Here is a 15,746-nt window from a genome sequence, read left to right as displayed (position 1 = left end):
CGCGACGCGAAGTCACCCTCCGGCAGGTCTGCCGCGCCGGGCGAGGTCGTCGCGCGGGCAGCAGGAAATATGGGCCGCTCGCCAAGGTTCGACCTGGCGAGGGGCGGCTCACGGCTGAAGCCACGCCATTCCTATTATTTTGTCCGAAAGTCAGTCAAGGGATGAAATTTAAACCAATGATGGAATGCTGGTTTCGGGCATCGACAAAACCGGCTTCCGGTGGGTGTGTCTACGGACGGTGGACCTCCCCGGCTGGGCCGATGATCTCTGCCCGCCCTCGCGTCCTGGGGTTCTGCCACCCTGTGTGATGATCTTGTCCCTCTATGGAATGCCCGTAATTAGGGTTTCGGTCTGGTCCTCTGAAGGGATGCGCGTCCCTATTGACTGATTGAGTCGGGTCCGATTCTCCATATCGGTCAGATCGGCGGTCATCCCGCTGGCAGTGGCCTCGCGGGATGCTGACAGCCCCCGGGCCGCCTCCCGTCAAGGCCGGGATCAGAAAGACCTCCCCGTGCGGGACGAGCACGGGGAGGTCTCGAGATCACTGCGATTCCGGTCTCAGCGGACGGGCGCGTCGCCCGGCCTCACCGCTTCGGCCGGAAGTAGTGCCTGACCATGTAGGCGGTGACCTGGGCGCCGATCTTCGCGCCCTGCACGTCCGCCGTGCGGGTGTGGATGCCGCCCCACACGCGGGCCTCGATGACCTCGGCCAGGGCGTGCGAGAAGCCGCGGAAGCTCCTGGTGGTGCCCGAGTCGGAGCTGTAACCGCTGAAGGGGATGTCGTCCCTGCCGAAGAAGTGGGCCAGCGCCGACATGCTGGCCGCCGTGAAGCACGTGTGGCCGGAGGTGTAGTCGGGGTGCGGCGGGGTGACCAGCAGCGGCGTCCAGTCCGGGTCGGCCGCGGTGCGGGGGTTGCCGTCGGTGTCGGCCAGGCGGATCGCCGTGACCGGCCGCCAGAAGGCCCACGCCGCCTTCTCGTTGTAACAGGCGGTCGTGGCGTCGGCCTCGGCCAGGTCGACCATGGCGAACATGCGGGCCGCCTGGAGCGGGTTCAGCCGCCGCGTCGTGGCGAGCTGGCGTTTGATCTCCCATTCGGCCAGGTGCCGGTCGTGCCACCAGATCGCGGCCTGCGTCTGGTCCTGCGTCCTGGCCGTGCTGTTCGCCGCGCCGATGCGCTTGAGCTCGTTGACGTCCTTGGCGTAGCGGGAGCTGGTCAGCGCGGGCGGGCCCGAGGTGCGGAACATCGACGCGCTGGGGATGAGGAACGGCTTGAGGTCGCCGACCCAGGCCCCGTCCGAGGCGTTCGTGGGCGGCGTCGGCCGCCACTGGCCGGGCTGCGTGCCGATCGGCCAGGTCTGGTCGCCGAACGCGCCGTCGTTCTCCCTGGCGGCGATCATCGCGGCCGCCGCCTGCTCGCCCACGGCGACGCCGCGTCGTTTCGCGCCGCCGTCGGCGATCGTGGCGAGGTATTCGTCGTACTGGGTCGTCAGCCGGGTCTGCTGGGCGGGGAAGAGCTTGTTCAGCACGCGGAAGGCCGCGGTGGCGACGGCGGCCTCCGTCGACTCCCCGCCGTCGGCCCGGGGCGCGGTCAGGTACGGCTGGTAGGGGGTGCCGGCGATCGCGTTCACCGCGTCGTAGACGGCTCCGTGCACCATGGCGAAGCTGCGCGCCTGGACCTGCGGCTGCTGGCCGGCGACGTCCCAGATGGCGGTCTGGGCGTTGCGGTCCCAGACGACGACGGCGTTCTCGGGCGGTTGTGAGCCCGACGCGTACGCGGTTGACGAGCCCGGTCCCGCCGGGATGCCGGCGGCGATGACGAGGACGGCCAGCCATCGTGCGATGACCGGCCGTCGCCTACCAGGTGTTTGAGGCATTTGAGAAAATTACTATGTCGCCTCAAGGTCGTTAAGCGGCCGAATGGGCGAAAACCCGATAACGGCGCACCCGAAAACGGACCCGCCGTAACGGCGGCGGAGTGTCGCGCCGGGCCCCTCCTGCCGGCGCGCCCTCTCAAGGGGGCTGACGTCGAGTAACGCCGTCAGCTCGGTCGTGCTCCGCCGCGGACGGCACGCCGGTCGCGTCTCTCCCGCACGGCGATGACGTTCGCCGCGATGAGCAGCCCGGAAGGGACGATCGCGGAAATGAAACCGCTCATTCCGATCAGGCCGACGCCCGTCGCTCCCCAGGCGAGGATCGCCCAGCCGACATATCCGGGAACCTGCTGCCCCTGCCGCCCAGCCCGCGCCACCAGCAGCCCCAGCAGCGCCAGCACCACGACGAATCCGCCGGGCAGCGCCCAGAAGACAGCCTTCGACTCGCCGTCGGCGAGGCCGTTGCGCAGGTCTCCCGCGAGCCAGCCGGCCCAGGGGGCGAGGGGGGCGAACACGGCGACGTGCGCCAGGGCGATGAAGATCATGGCTCGCCCGGCCCAGATGGTGAGCCGGTTCGGCGGTGTGGCCCTCGCGAGCGGGGCGGAAGTGCTCATGACTGCCAGCCTTTCCCGGGAGCCCTCCGGCGTGCTCCCGCGCGAGGGGGATGCCCCTCCCTCTGCCGGGGCGGTCTCCGGCGGCCTCACGACAGCGCCTTCTCGGCCATCATGGCCATCAGCGTCATCTGGTCCAGCTGGGGTGTGCCGGCGGGGTCGAGCTCGCGGTAGCGGCGGTGCAGGTTGACCACGATCCGCTCGGTGTCCAGCCAGGTGGCGTACTCGTCCAGGTCCACCGTGCTGATCGCCTCGGGGAAGGACAGGCCGCGGGCGTGGGCGGCGTCCGCCTGGTCGACCACGTGGGCGAGGTAGCCGCGCACCGCGCGGATCCCGTCGGGGTCGGTGACCGGGCCGTGGCCGGGGACGATCGTGTGGGCGCCGGTGGCGATCATCGCGTCGCAGGCGTCGATCCAGTTGGCGATCGGGCCGCTCCACACGATCGGCGTGCAGCCGACGAACAGCAGGTCGCCGGCGAAGAGCACACCCGCGTCCGGCACGTGCACGACCGTGTCGGCGCTGGTGTGGGCTGGGCCGAGGTCCATCAGGCGCACCTGTCGGCCGCCGATGTCGAGGGTGAGCTCCCGGTCGTAGGTCCGGGTGGGCAGCCGCAGGCGGATGCCGCTGAAGTCGAAGGCGCCGAAGCGTTCGCGGAAGTAGGGGGTCGCCGGGCCGATGTCCATCACCTGGGTGGCGGTCAGCAGGTCGGGACGCATCTCGTGCCGCATCTCCGCCCGGGTGCCCGCCGCGGAGACGATGTCGACGTGCTCGCCCAGCAGCTGGGTGCCGTGGCAGTGGTCGCCGTTGGAGTGCGTGATGGCGGCGTGGGTCAGCGGATGCCGGTCGGTGATCTCCCGCATGGCGTCCAGCATCTCGGCGGTCAGCGGCAGGTCGAACAGCGTGTCCACCAGCAGGGACGCGCCCTCGCCGGCGACGAGCCCGGCGTTGCTCAGGCCGTACCCGCCGTCGGGCAGCAGCCAGGCCCACACGCCCGCGCCGACCTCGTGCAGGCCGCGGGTGTAGGGCAGCCTGGAGCGGGCGCTGTTGACGCGCGGGCGCGGCGGGCGGCGGTCGGGGTCGTGCCGCGGCGTCAACGGGTACGGCCTGGCGGACGCGCGGACGGTCTGGCGGGTCCGGCCCAGCCCCTCGACCGTCAGCTCGACGACGTCGCCGTCCCCCAGCCAGCCGGGGCAGGCGGACGGGTCGGCCATCGACAGGTGCTCGACGAGACAGCAGCCGGGCACGGTTCCGGAGCCGAACACGTCGCCGGGCAGCAGGTCCACGCCGCGCGAGGCGTAGGAGACGACCTCGCCGAAGCTCCAGTCCATGGTGTCCGTGCGGCCCGAGCCGACGATCTCGCCGTTGACGGCGGCCTCGACGCGCAGGGCGAGCCGGCCGTCGCGGCGGTAGGGCGCCAGCTCGTCCGGGGTGACCAGGAACGGGCCGAGCGTGGTCGCGCCGTCCTTGCCCTTGGCCTGGCCGATCGCCAGCGGCGACTCGCGCAGCTGCAGGTCCCGCGCCGACCAGTCGTTGTAGACGGTGTAGCCGATGATGTGCTGCTCGGCCTCTTCCGGCGTCAGGTCCCGGCCGCCCGGTCCGATGACCGCGGCGATCTCCAGCTCGAAGTCGAACCAGGCGCTGCCCGGCGAGATCGTCACGTCGTCGTACGGGCCGACGACCGTCGAGGGGCAGGCGAAGTAGAAGGCCGGGACCTGGTACCAGGCGTCCGGCAGGGTGCGCGGCTGACCGGCGGCCTGCCGGCAGTTGCGCATGTGGTCGAGGAAGCACAGGCAGTCGCGGATCGACGGCGGGCGCGGGACGGGCGCCCGCAGCCGCGCCTGGGCCAGCGGAACCGGCTCCGCCGACGACGCGAGCGCCTGCTCGCCCGCCGCGCGCAGCGCCTCGGCGCCGCCGCCGATGAGATCGAGCAGCCTGACACCTGGCGCGACGGGGTGGATCAGGTCCTCGCCGAGCACGCCGACGCGGTCGCCGGTGTCGGTCGCGTAGGTCACCCAACGCATGGGGAGCTCCTTCGTCTATGTTGGTTGACACAGGCTATAGCGAACGACATTCGCTCTGTCAGTCGGCATACAGGTTCGCGTGGCATCATCGCCGTATGGCGATCGATGACCGTGGCGGCGCGTGAACGCGCCGAGCCCGCCCGGACGGCGGGGATGGGCGGCGATCACGCCCGGCCGCCTGTACTACGCCGGGCACGTCGGCGCGGGCGGCATGCACGCCCACCATGCCGTGCAACTCCTGGTCGGCGACGGCCTGGTCCTGCGCGGCGGCACCGGGTCGGCGCACGAGGTGTCGGCCGCGCTGATCCCGGCCGACACCCCGCACGAGATCGTGCGCGGCGCCGACGACGCCCTGCTCGTCCTGATCGACCCGGCCCAGGCGGGGCGGCCGTCCCGCCGGCCGGCCACCGGTTCGGCCGCCTCGTGGAGCCTCGGCGTCCGCCCGCCGGCCCGTCGTGACCTGCCCGGCCTGGCCGCCCTGGCCGACGAGCTGACGGGCACGGCGCCGCCCCCACCCCTCCACCCCGCTCTGGCGCACGCGATGCGGCTGGTCGAGGCGGCCCTGCCCGCACAGGTACGGCTCGCCGCAGTGGCCGACGCCGTGCACCTGTCCGAGAGCAGGCTGGCCCACCTGTTCCGGCAGGAGGCGGGGCTGCCGTTCCGGCCGTACGTGTTGTGGATGAGGCTGCGGGTCGCGCTCTCCTCACTGTCGCGGGGAGCCACGCTGACCGGCGCCGCGCACGCGGCCGGCTTCTCCGACGCCGCCCACCTGACCAGGACCGTGCGCCGCATGATGGGCGACGCGCCCTCGGCGCTGGCCACCGGGGTGCGGTGGCTGGAGGGATAGCAGGTTCGTTCAAGACCGCCGGCCGCCGGGCAGGCCAGGCTGGTCCATGTGATCATCATCATCGGCGCCGGTCAGGCAGGGCTCGCCGCGGGCCGGGAACTGCGCCTGGCCGGGCACGACGTGCTCCTCATCGAGGCCCATCCCCGCGTCGGAGAGTCCTGGCGGCGCCGCTGGGACTCCCTGCGCCTGTTCACCCCCGCCCGGCTCAGCTCGCTCCCCGGCCTGCCGCTGCCCGGCGACGGCGACCGCCACCCCGGCAAGGACGAGGTGGCCGGCTATCTGCGGGACTACGCGGCGCACTTCGAGCTGCCCGTTCGACTCGGCACCTCCGTCTCACAACTGCGCCGCGCCGCGGACGGGACGTTCGAGGCGGTCACCGACCGGGGCGTGCTCACCGCCGACGGCGTCGTGGTCGCGACCGGCCCCTTCCAACGGCCGCACGTCCCCGGCCTGCCGCTCGGACCGGAGATCGTCGCCCTGCACAGTGCCGACTACCGCAACCCGGGCCGGCTGCCCGACGGGCCCGTGCTCGTGGTCGGCGGCGGCAACTCCGGCATGCAGATCGCCGCCGAGCTGTGCCTGGACCGGCAGGTCACGCTCGCGGTCGGCAAGCGCCAGCCAGTGCTGCCCCAGCGTGTCCTCGGCCGCGACGTCTTCGCCTGGCTGCAGGCTCTCGGGGTGGTCACCGCCCCGGTCACCGGGCGGTTCGGCCGCTTCGTCCGCGAGCGCGACCCGTTGATCGGCGTCGGCCCCGGGGAGCTGCGCCGCCTGGGCGTCCGCGTCGTCGACGGCGTCGTCTCCGCCGACGGCGGCCGGCTGCGCACGGCCGGCGGGCACACCGTCACGCCGTCCGTCGTGATCTGGGCGACCGGCTACCGCCCCGACTACGGCTGGCTGCGGGTGCCCGGCGCGCTGGCCGGCGGCGTGCCGCTGCACACCGGCGGCATCAGCCCGGTGCCCGGCCTGACGTACGTCGGCCTGCCCTTCCAGCGCAACCGCGGCTCCGCCCTGCTCGGCTGGGTGGGACAGGACGCGGCCCTGGTGGCACGGAGCTACCCGGGCACGGCGCGGTCGTCCGCGGCGGGCCCGATCAGCCCTCCGGCAACGCGGTGAGGACGGCGGCCAGCAGCGTGTCGTCGTGGCCGGGCGGCACCGCGCGCAGGTCGAGCAGGCAGCGGCCGTTCTCCACGCGGGCCAGCACGGGCGGCTGCGCCCGGCGCAGGACGGCGGCCGCCCGCCGGTCCAGCGCGACGGCGGCGCTCGGCAGGGACACCCCGGGCGCGCCGCCGCCGCCGACCACGCTCCGGCTGTCGACGGCCTCGGCGTCGATCCCCTTGTCGCGCAGCCGGGCCGCCAGGTCCTCGGCGCGGGAGCGCAGCGTGACGTGATCGGCGTGCAGGCTCTCCCAGGTCGGCGTCGGCGGGCCCGCGACCGTGGCCTCCAGCGCGGCCAGCGTGATCTTGTCCACCCGCAGCGCGCGGGCGAGAGGATGGCGGCGCAGCCGGTCCACGAGGTCGGCGCGGCCGAACAGCAGCCCGCATTGAGGGCCGCCGAGCAGTTTGTCGCCGCTGGTGGTGACGAGGTCCGCGCCCTCGGTCAACCAGCTCGTGACGTCGGGCTCGCGGGGCAGCAGCGGCTCGTGGGCCAGCAGCCCCGAGCCCGCGTCGGCGACGAGGGGAACACCCCGCTCACGGCACAACGCCGCCAGCCGCGACACCGGGACGTCGGCCGTGAACCCCTCGATCCGGTAGTTGGACGGGTGCACCTTCAGCACCATGCCCGTCTCCGGCCCGATCGCGCCGGCGTAGTCGGCCAGGGCGGTGCGGTTGGTCATGCCGACCTCGCGCAGCCGGGCTCCCGTGGAGACGAGCAGGTCGGGAAGGCGGAAGCCGTCCCCGATCTCGATCAGCTCCCCCCGGCTGACCAGGATCTCGCCGCCCGCCGCCAGCGCGGTGGCCGCCAGCACGAGTGCCGCCGCGTTGTTGTTCACGACGTGGACCGCCTCGGCCGCGGGCACCGCGGCGGCCAGGGCGGCCAGCGCCGTACGCCCCCGTCTGCCCCGGCCGCCCGTGTCGAGGTCGAGCTCGACGTCGGTGACCCCGGCGGCCAGTTCCACCGCCTGGCGGGCGGCGTCCGACAGCGGGGCGCGGCCCAGGTTGGTGTGCAGCAGCACGCCGGTGGCGTTGATCACCGGCCGCAGGCCGGCGGCGGAGTCGGGCAGTGCCGCCAGCGCCGCGGTCAGGACGTCCTCCGGCGCGAGCTCTCCCTCCCTGGCCCGCCGCTGCGCCGCGACGACCACGGCCTTGACCTGGGCGTGGCCGAACCGCCGCCGGGCCTCGACCAGCCGGGGGTCGGCGAGCAGCGCGTCCGTGCGCGGGATGGATCGACGATGGTCGGTCACGCTAGGGATGTCCGTTCAGCGTGAGAAGCACGATGTCTCCAGGTCTCATACCGGGCCGATCAGGCATCATATGATCATCCGCCGGAAAAGCGATCATGGCGGTCGTGATCGCCCTAAGGTGTGATCATGAAGAGGCTCACGCAGTACGCCCAAGGCGGTGGCTGCGCCTGCAAGATCCCCGCGGCGGACCTGGAATCGCTGCTCGGCAGCTCACGAATGCCGTTCCCGCGTGACCCCGAGGCGGAGCTCGTGGTGGGGCTGGAATCCGGCGACGACGCCGCCGTGGTCCGCACCCAGGACGGATCCGTGCTCATCAGCACGGCCGACTTCTTCACCCCGGTGGTCGACGACCCCTACGACTGGGGCCGCATCGCCGCGGCCAACGCCCTCTCCGACGTCTACGCCATGGGCGGGCGCCCCGTGGTCGCGCTCAACCTCCTGTGCTGGCCTCCCGATCGCCTGCCCTACGACCTGGCCGCCGAGGTGCTGCGGGGCGGCGCGGAGGTGGCCGCCCAGGCCGGCTGCCATCTGGCCGGCGGGCACAGCGTCGTGGACGCCGAACCCAAGTACGGCCTGGCCGTCACCGGCGTCGCCGACCCCGACCGGCTGCTGCGCAACGACGCCGGCCGCCCCGGCCTGCCGCTGTCCCTGACCAAGCCGCTCGGCCTGGGCGTGCTCAACAACCGGCACAAGAACACCGGCGAGGTGTTCCCGCACGCCGTCGAGACCATGACCCGGCTGAACGCGGACGCCTCGCGCCAGGCCCTGGCCGCCGGCATCCGCTGCGCCACCGACGTCACCGGCTTCGGCCTGCTGGGCCACCTCCACAAGCTGGCCCGCGCCTCCGGCGTCACCGCCGTGCTGCACGCCTCGGCCGTCCCGGTGCTGGACGGCGCGGCGCAGGCCGTGAAGGAGGGGTTCGTCCCCGGCGGCTCCCGGCGCAACCTCGACTGGGTCGCCCCCCATCTCGATCCCGGCGACGTCTCCGAGGAGACCCTGCTGCTGCTCGCCGACGCGCAGACCTCAGGGGGGCTGCTGGTCGCCGGGGAGATCCCCGGCGCCCCCGTGATCGGCGAGCTGATCGAACACACCGGGCACACCGTCGTCATCCGTCCCTGAACGGGCCCGGTGCCGGGTACTTCGCGGGAGTTCGACGTCGTCCGCAGGTTTATGATCTCTTTCGGAGGCGTTTAGGAGTCTGGTGATCCTCCTGGTCTTCAAAACCAGTGGCGCCGAGCATCTCGGCGCGGCGGGTTCGATTCCCGTCCGCCTCCGCTGATCAGCGAATCGGGGGATGGTTTGCGCACGGATCGACGCGCCGCGGAGCACGCATGCACGTGATCGCGACGGCCGGGCACGTCGATCACGGCAAGTCGACGCTGGTCCGGGCGCTGACCGGCATGGAGCCCGACCGCTGGGCCGAGGAACGCCGCCGCGGCATGACCATCGACCTCGGCTTCGCCTGGACCACGCTCGGCTCCGGGGAGCGCATCGCGTTCGTCGACGTCCCCGGGCACGAGCGGTTCGTCACCAACATGCTGGCCGGAGTCGGGCCCTGCCCCGCGGTGATGCTGGTGGTGGCCGCCGACCAGGGGTGGCAGGCCCAGTCGGCCGAGCATCTGGCGGCGCTCGACGCCCTGGGCGTGCGGCACGGCCTCGCGGTCGTCACCCGGGCCGATCTCGCCGATCCCGAGCCCGCCCTGAGCCAGGTCCGCGACCACCTGGCGGGAACCGGCCTGGCGGGGATCGACAGCGTGGTCGTCAGCGGGCGCACCGGGCAGGGGCTCGGCGAGCTGAAGAGCGCCCTGGCCCGGCTCGCCGCCGCGCTTCCCGCGCCGGACACCGAGGACGCCGTCCGGTTGTGGATCGACCGGGTGTTCACCGTCACCGGAGCCGGGACCGTCGTCACCGGAACGCTGACCGGAGGGACCCTCCGCGTGGGCGACGAGCTGGAGGCCGGCGGCCGGCGGGTCAGGATCCGCGGGCTCCAGACGCTCGGCGAGAAGGCGGAGCGCGTCCCGGCGACCGCCCGCGTCGCCGTCAACCTGCGCGGCGTCGACCGTGACGAGCTGTCCCGGGGCGCGGCGCTGGTGACGCCGGCGGCGTGGCTGCCGGCTCAGGTTGTGGACGTGCGGCTGAACCCCGGTGTGGAGCGCCGGAGGCAGGCCGCGCACCTGCATCTCGGGTCGGCCGCCGTTCCCGTCCGGGTCCGCTTCCTGGGCCCCGACACCGCCCGGCTCACCCTCGGCCGTCCGCTGCCGCTCCGGGTCGGGGACCGGGGCCTGCTCCGCGACCCCGGCAGGCAGGAGATCGTCGCCGGAGTCCAGGTGCTGGACGTCCGTCCCGCCGCGCTGCGGCGCCGGGGGGCCGCGGCGGCCAGGGCGGCCGCGCTCGGCGCAGCGCCGCTGCCCGACGCCGCGGCACTGCTGCGCTGGCACGGGCTGCTGACGGGAAACGAGCTCAGGGCGATGGGGTGCCCGCCCGCCGGATCGCCGGTGGCCGGCGACTGGCACGCCGACCCCGAGCACTGGTCGTCGCTGACCCGACGGCTCGCCGAGCACGTCGCGCGGCGGCCCGCGCTCGATCCGGGGATCACCGTGGAGGCCGCGGCCCACCTGCTCGGACTGCCCGACCGGCGGCTCGCCGAGGCGCTCGTCACGCCGCCGCTGGTGGTCGAGGGCGGGCGGATCCTGCCCGCCGGCAGGTCGCTGCCGCCCGCCATCGCCAGGGCGGTCGCGCGGCTCACCGCCGATCTGGCCGAGCGGCCCTTCGACGCCCCCACGGCCGAACGGCTGGCGGAGCTCGGCCTCACGGGCAAGGCGCTGGCGGCCGTGCTCCAGTCGGGGGCCGTGCTGTCGATCGGCAAGAACGTCGTGCTCATGCCCGACGCCCTGGACAGGGCCGCGGAGACGCTCGCGGGACTGCCCGCGCCGTTCACCGTCAGCGATGTCCGGGTGGCCCTGGCCACCAGCCGCCGCGTCGCCCTTCCCCTGCTGGAGTGCCTCGACGCCCGGGGGATCACCCGGCGCGTCGACAACGACCGCCGAACCCTGCGCCCGCCCCGCTGACGCCGGGCGGAACCTCCGGGCCGCCTAGTGCCGTGCTCCGCCCGGCAGGACGACGGCCGCCAGGCCGGGCACGTCGAACAGCGGCCGGCCGCCCGAGAGGGAGAGCACCTCCAGCTCCTGCCGCCCACGGGCCTGGTCCTGGGGCACCTGGACGACGGCGAAGCCGCCGTCCACCGGCCCGACCGGGAACCGGCCGGCCGGCAGCGGCAGGCGGGCCACCTGCCGCCCCGTGACGTCGAACTCCAGGACCGTGATCCGGTCGCCGGAGTACTCCAGGGTGAAGATCCGCTCGCCGCTCACCTGGACGGACAGCCCGTGGTCGGTGTCGCTGAGCACCCCCGCGCCGGACGTCAGGGTGAGGGTGCGCCCGGTGCCGGCGTGCTCCAGCGTGACGCGGTCGAGCGGCGGCCTGCCGTACCGGCGGGCGTCGAGGAGGAGCGGCTCGCCCGACGGCAGCAGGCCGACCGGCTCCTGCCCGGACGGCAGGTCGAGCTCGCGGGCGCGGCCGCTCGGGAGCTCCAGCGTCCGGTAGGAACGCACGTCCCCGCTGGCGTGGTAGCCGACGATCAGCCGCCGGGAGTCCGCGGACCACGCCCATGGACTGTACGCGCTGTCCGCGCCGCCGCCGGCCGGCGGTTCGAGCCGGTGGACCGCGACCCCCAGCAGGTCTCTGACCTCGTACCCGCCCCCGACGGGTTGCCCTAGCCAGCGCCCGTCGGGGGAGAGCGTGATGTTGCCCGGAGGGCTGACGGTCCGCGCGCCCAGCAGGAACTGCCGGCCGTCGGCGAGCAGCAGGAAGGTGGGGCACTGCGACTGGCAGGCGGTGTACACCAGGACGCCCCGCCCGGCCGGGCCGGTGGCGGGCAGCGCCGGCGCCTGGGCGGGAGGCTGGACGGTGTGCGGCGGCGCGGCCACCGTCACGGCGGCGTCCGGACCGGCGGGCGAGCGCGCCTGGTAGGCGGCGAGACCGCCGACGGCCATGATGACGGCGGCCGATCCGGCGACCAGCGCCCTGCGGGTCCTGCGGGTGCGCAGCGTGCCGAGCGCCCGACCGGCGTCGGCATAGTCACGCGCGTCCCGGCCGAGCTGCTGGAAGGCCTCTCCGAGGGCCCGGTTCATGAGCGCACCTCCGCTTCGAGCAGTCGGGGAGCCACCTTGCGCAGGCGTTTGAGCGCGTCGTGGGTGTGCCGTTTGACCGTGCCGACGGAGCAGCCCAGCTGGGCGGCGACCGTGCTCTCGGAGAGGTCCTCGTAGAACCTGAGATAGAGCACGAGCCGCTGCTTCGTGGTGAGCACGTTCAGCGCCCGCGACAGCGCGATCTTCAACTCCGCCTGCGCGGACTCGTCGGCGGACGGCGGCGACTCGGGCAGCTCCGCGGTCGGGACGAACGCCAGCCGGCGGGGCCGCCGCCACGTGCGCAGCTGATTGATCATGACCTTGCGGACGTAGGGTTCCGGGTCGCCGCGCTTGGTCAGCTTCCGCCATCGTGCCGCGACCTTGACCAGCGTCTCCTGCACCAGATCCTCGGCGAGGGCATGATCCCCGGTGACCAGGTAGGCCATGCGCGACAACGCCAGGCCACGCGCGGCCACGAACTCGCCGAACCCGTCGTCGGTCACCGGCCCAACCCTCCGTCGTGGACGCCTCACCTACAACACTCATCGAGGCCGGCGAAAGGTTGAGCCGGTTTTCTCAGACCGCGGCGCCCCACAGTGCCAGCCCCATCAGCAGGACCAGCGCCGCCCGGCCGAACGTGCGGACCGACGCCCGCTCCGCCGTGCCGAAGCACAGGCAGGGAGCCGCCTGCTCGCCCATGACCAGGAGATACGTCTGCGCCACCGTGAACGACAGGCCCAGACCCGTCCCGGCCACGCCGACGAGCACGTCGCCGGCGACGGGGGAGAAGGCGGCGAGCGCGACGAGCGCCTCCACGGTCACCACCGTGAAGGCGCCCGCCCGGGCCACCCGTCCATGGAGCCCGAAGGCCGCCAGGCCGCTCCGGAAGGCGCCGAAGTTGCGCGCCTTCCCGAGCGCCGCCAGCACCAGGACGAGGCCCAGCCCGTAGCGGGCGACGAGGGCGATCACCCGATCACCAGCATCGCCACCACGGGCACCGCGAGCACGACGAACAGGACCTTCATCTTCGGCAGCGTGAAGTAGAACGCCGTGTCCGCCTCCATCCGGTCCCGCGCGAGGGCGAAGGTCAGGAGCATCATCGCCCGCGCCGCCGCGAAGCCGGCGCCCGCCAGGAGCGCCTCCTGCCAGGACGCCAGGAACAGGATCGCGATCGCCATGATGTGCGGCAGCCCTGTCGGCGAGTACGTGCGCATCCCCGTGCCCATCTCGGCGCCGAACTGCACGGCGCCCCAGAAGGGAATCCTGGTGACGAACTGCGGCACGAGCCGCGCGTTCTGGAGCAACGGGAAGGAGAGCACGTCCAGCTCGCGCAGCAGGAAGATCACCGCAGCCGCGGCGACCATGATCTGCAGAACCACTGTCGGGAACGGAGCCCGCAGCACGGAGCCGACGACCACCAGCACGAACGTGACGGCGCCCGCTCCCAAGAACAACCCGGCGATGAAGCCGGCGACATCAGCACCCCGCCGGACCGACGAGGACAGCACCCAGGCGCTGTTCAGGCTTCAAACGGAGCCCGAGAGGGAGAAGCCGGCGACGAGGGCGGCCACCAACCAGGTGAAGCCCTTCGTGTCCGCGCCCGCAACCCTCGAGTACAGCACCAGGGCCTCCGCCGCCGCGATCAGTGCCAGTCCGGGCACCAACAGGCGGACGGATCTTCTGGTGGCGGAGTCGCTCATGGACTCGGGTCAGATCGCCGTACGGCAGATGGAGAAGCGGGAGACGTTGCCGCCGCCGCAGTCGTGGTACTCGTACCAGCCGTCGGAGCACATGCGCCGGGTGCTGGTGGTGCTGCCGCCGTACCACTTCCACGCGTTGTTGCCGTCGCAGCTGGAGGGGTTGTGGGTGTAGCGGAGGTTGTAGCAGGTGCCGGACGCGCCGTCGTTGCGGTGCCAGGAGCCGGAGCAGTTGCCCGAGTAGAGCGCGGTCGAGGGCACGCAGACGGAACTGGCGTTGGCGAAGCCGTGGCAGGTGTCCCACGCGGTGTAGGCGGCGGCCGTCGCGCCGCGCGGCTTGGACCAGGGCAGGAGGTCGAGAACGCCCAGCCCCGTCGCCACGGCGGCGCCGGTGGCGATGCCGAGCACGCGCCGCCTGCTCCAGCCTTCGCGCGTGGCGCCCACGCGCGTCGGCAACGCCTGCTCGGGCATCTCCTCGGCGCTGGGTATCTGGTCGAGTATCGAGGTCCGCTTCTCGGCCTTCACAGCTTCACTCCCTTTCTGTTTGCAACCGCTCGCTCGACGATCTCCGTGAGCGCCTCTCCCGACCCCACCGGAGCCGTGAACACCACGACGCCGTTCTCGTCCACGACGAGCAGGGCCGGGCTGTAGGGCACGCTCGCCGCGCGCCAGATCGCCGGGTCCTTGATCACCCGGATGGAGCCGGGCAGGGACTTGTCGAACCCGGGGTCGTCCGACAGCACGGTGAACGACAGGTCCGAGGGCAGGTCGGCCGCCATCCCGGCGGCAGCGAGCAGGACGTCGTCGCAGATGGGGCAGCGACGGTTGACCTTGATGACCATGGTCGTGGCACCCGGAACGGCCAGCCCGTTCGCCTGGGCCTCGGGCCCGGCCGCGGCTCCGGCGAAGCGCACGCCGACGCCGTTGTAGGTGGCCAGTTCCAGTTCGCGTACCCGCCGGTAGAGCCCGGCCCCCGCCGCGAACAGCAGAGCGACCAGGACGGCCAGGATGATGACCACCGCGGTCAGCGGTTCCACGTCAGGCCCGCCACTCGACGCGCTTGACCTTGTTCAGGAAGTCGGCGGCGGTCTCCGGGGTGCCCGCGGCCGAGCGGGCCGCCACGCCTGCCTTGTTGTAGTTCGGGGCGTTCCAGGGATGCAGGGTGACGATGGCGGTGTCCGTGACCAGGAGGAAGGGGGCCACCGAGTCGGACGGAGGCGCGGGCAGCCGCCACAGCTCGCCCGACTGCGCTCCGAAGCCTCGCCACTTGGGGATGCGGTGGATCCCCGCCTGCTTCGGCTCGACCGTCATGGTGCCGACGCCCGCGATCGAGATCGCGTAGAGCTCCATGGAGACGTCGAACCGCTTGCCGCCGTCGGCCATCATGCCCTCGGGGGTGTCCTGCCACGTCACGCGGCTGAACGTGTCGACGATGTCGGCCGACTCCCACTCGGGGGCGTAGAAGAGCCCGTGCACCATGTGCCAGGGACCGAGCCAGGCGGCCCACCTGGCGTCGGACGGGTCCCCGCAGTCGTAGACGACGACCTCGCCACCGGCCAGGGAGAAGCGCTCTCGTTCGCGTCCGCGGACCGAGTTGACGCCTGCCGTCAGGGAGGACAGGGGAGCCAGTTCGAGCCCCCAGGTTTCCGTGGTGGTGTTCCGCGACCCGTATTTCGGGGTGTAGCGGACGTGGCCGGTCCAGGAGGCCAGCGAGGCGGCCTCGGCGTCCTCGACCTCGAGATGGAGGAACGAGTTCTTGACGGTACGAAGAGAGGATAAATGCGCCATTAAGCCCCAGCCTTTCGTGGCAGATCGCGGGCGCTAGATCATTTGGCTCGAAGCCTTACACGCGTCATCACCCAGGTCAAGACACAAGATCCACCCGTTTTTCTGCTGGTAAATTCGGGAGAAAGGTGCCATTACGGCCCTGTCGCTTCGGCGTTGACAAATGGCCATATTCCCGTCATCAGCGGCGGCGTCGATGACGCTCCCGGCAGGGCGGCGAGGACCAAGGTCCTTCGACCGACGGTCGTAGGGCACTGCCGTCGGAGCGCGGAAAACGGTGCGATGGAGGCGCGGAAGAGAACGACGAACCATCGCTGAAAGGGGATCGT

The 15,746-nt window shown here is 72.7% G+C and carries 16 protein-coding genes and 1 tRNA gene; 5 read left to right on the top strand and 12 right to left on the bottom strand.

Translation table 11 applies throughout. The features are described 5' to 3' along the window. Window positions 1-584: 584 nt before the first annotated feature. From ABZ459_RS19985 to ABZ459_RS19975, 3 genes are all read right to left on the bottom strand, one after another. Window positions 585-1,874 (bottom strand): phosphatase PAP2 family protein, encoded by a 1,290-nt coding sequence (locus ABZ459_RS19985; RefSeq protein ID WP_357971938.1) that lies wholly within the window; start codon window positions 1,872-1,874, stop codon window positions 585-587. A gap of 164 nt (window positions 1,875-2,038) precedes the next feature. Continuing rightward, window positions 2,039-2,485, bottom strand: a complete 447-nt coding sequence (locus ABZ459_RS19980; RefSeq protein WP_357971936.1) for a DUF6463 family protein — start codon at window positions 2,483-2,485, stop codon at window positions 2,039-2,041. Window positions 2,486-2,571: 86 nt separating this feature from the next. Then, window positions 2,572-4,503, bottom strand: a complete 1,932-nt coding sequence (locus ABZ459_RS19975) for a fumarylacetoacetate hydrolase family protein (RefSeq protein ID WP_357971934.1) — start codon at window positions 4,501-4,503, stop codon at window positions 2,572-2,574. Window positions 4,504-4,624: 121 nt separating this feature from the next. Here ABZ459_RS19975 and ABZ459_RS19970 point away from each other — a divergent pair, with 121 nt between their 5' ends. Beyond that, window positions 4,625-5,350 (top strand): helix-turn-helix transcriptional regulator, encoded by a 726-nt coding sequence (locus tag ABZ459_RS19970; RefSeq protein ID WP_357971932.1) that lies wholly within the window; start codon window positions 4,625-4,627, stop codon window positions 5,348-5,350. Window positions 5,351-5,398: 48 nt separating this feature from the next. Further along, entirely contained in the window at window positions 5,399-6,463 is a 1,065-nt protein-coding gene (locus ABZ459_RS19965) for an FAD-dependent oxidoreductase (protein ID WP_357971930.1), read from the top strand. Here ABZ459_RS19965 and selA read toward each other — a convergent pair. Further along, a complete protein-coding gene (gene selA / locus ABZ459_RS19960) occupies window positions 6,441-7,751 on the bottom strand; it encodes an L-seryl-tRNA(Sec) selenium transferase (RefSeq protein ID WP_357971928.1) in 1,311 nt (436 codons plus the stop codon). The genes ABZ459_RS19965 and selA overlap by 23 nt on opposite strands. A gap of 126 nt (window positions 7,752-7,877) precedes the next feature. Between selA and selD the strand changes: the two genes are divergently transcribed. The 3 genes from selD to selB all read left to right on the top strand — a co-directional run bounded on the left by selD (window position 7,878) and on the right by selB (window position 10,819). Beyond that, the gene (gene selD / locus ABZ459_RS19955) at window positions 7,878-8,870 is read left to right on the top strand and encodes a selenide, water dikinase SelD (protein WP_357971926.1); all 993 of its coding nucleotides are present in this window, start codon (window positions 7,878-7,880) and stop codon (window positions 8,868-8,870) included. Between the two features lie 63 nt (window positions 8,871-8,933). After that, window positions 8,934-9,027, top strand: a tRNA-Sec gene (locus ABZ459_RS19950). Window positions 9,028-9,082: 55 nt separating this feature from the next. Further along, window positions 9,083-10,819 (top strand): selenocysteine-specific translation elongation factor, encoded by a 1,737-nt coding sequence (selB, locus tag ABZ459_RS19945; protein WP_357971924.1) that lies wholly within the window; start codon window positions 9,083-9,085, stop codon window positions 10,817-10,819. 24 nt (window positions 10,820-10,843) lie between these two features. On the opposite strand, the gene ABZ459_RS19940 is transcribed toward selB, so the two are convergent. The 8 genes from ABZ459_RS19940 to ABZ459_RS19905 form a co-directional block, all read right to left on the bottom strand. Further along, window positions 10,844-11,938, bottom strand: coding sequence for a hypothetical protein (locus tag ABZ459_RS19940; protein ID WP_357971922.1), 1,095 nt, complete (start codon window positions 11,936-11,938; stop codon window positions 10,844-10,846). After that, the gene (locus tag ABZ459_RS19935) at window positions 11,935-12,438 is read right to left on the bottom strand and encodes a SigE family RNA polymerase sigma factor (protein WP_357971920.1); all 504 of its coding nucleotides are present in this window, start codon (window positions 12,436-12,438) and stop codon (window positions 11,935-11,937) included. Before ABZ459_RS19935 ends, ABZ459_RS19940 begins: the two co-directional genes overlap by 4 nt. Window positions 12,439-12,511: 73 nt before the next feature. Next, window positions 12,512-12,904: a MauE/DoxX family redox-associated membrane protein gene (locus tag ABZ459_RS19930; protein WP_357971918.1), complete on the bottom strand. Its 393-nt coding sequence runs from the start codon at window positions 12,902-12,904 to the stop codon at window positions 12,512-12,514. After that, window positions 12,901-13,443 carry a hypothetical protein gene (locus ABZ459_RS19925; RefSeq protein ID WP_357971916.1) on the bottom strand — a complete coding sequence of 181 codons (543 nt, stop codon included), beginning with the start codon at window positions 13,441-13,443 and terminating at the stop codon, window positions 12,901-12,903. Before ABZ459_RS19925 ends, ABZ459_RS19930 begins: the two co-directional genes overlap by 4 nt. 18 nt (window positions 13,444-13,461) lie before the next feature. Then, the gene (locus tag ABZ459_RS19920; protein WP_357971914.1) at window positions 13,462-13,635 is read right to left on the bottom strand and encodes a hypothetical protein; all 174 of its coding nucleotides are present in this window, start codon (window positions 13,633-13,635) and stop codon (window positions 13,462-13,464) included. A 9-nt stretch (window positions 13,636-13,644) separates the two neighbouring features. After that, entirely contained in the window at window positions 13,645-14,157 is a 513-nt protein-coding gene (locus ABZ459_RS19915; RefSeq protein ID WP_357971912.1) for a hypothetical protein, read from the bottom strand. Then, complete coding sequence (locus ABZ459_RS19910) at window positions 14,154-14,669, bottom strand: hypothetical protein (protein ID WP_357971910.1); 516 nt, start codon at window positions 14,667-14,669, stop codon at window positions 14,154-14,156. The genes ABZ459_RS19915 and ABZ459_RS19910 overlap by 4 nt, the downstream gene beginning before the upstream one ends. Before the next feature lies 1 nt (window position 14,670). Next, window positions 14,671-15,420, bottom strand: a complete 750-nt coding sequence (locus ABZ459_RS19905) for a hypothetical protein (RefSeq protein ID WP_357971908.1) — start codon at window positions 15,418-15,420, stop codon at window positions 14,671-14,673. Window positions 15,421-15,746 lie beyond the last annotated feature (326 nt).

The sequence above is a fragment of the Nonomuraea sp. NPDC005692 genome, assembly GCF_040631115.1.
In the GTDB taxonomy this organism is placed as follows: domain Bacteria; phylum Actinomycetota; class Actinomycetes; order Streptosporangiales; family Streptosporangiaceae; genus Nonomuraea.
The sequence above is the reverse complement of the archived record's forward strand: the minus strand, read 5'-3'. Positions and strand labels throughout refer to the sequence as shown.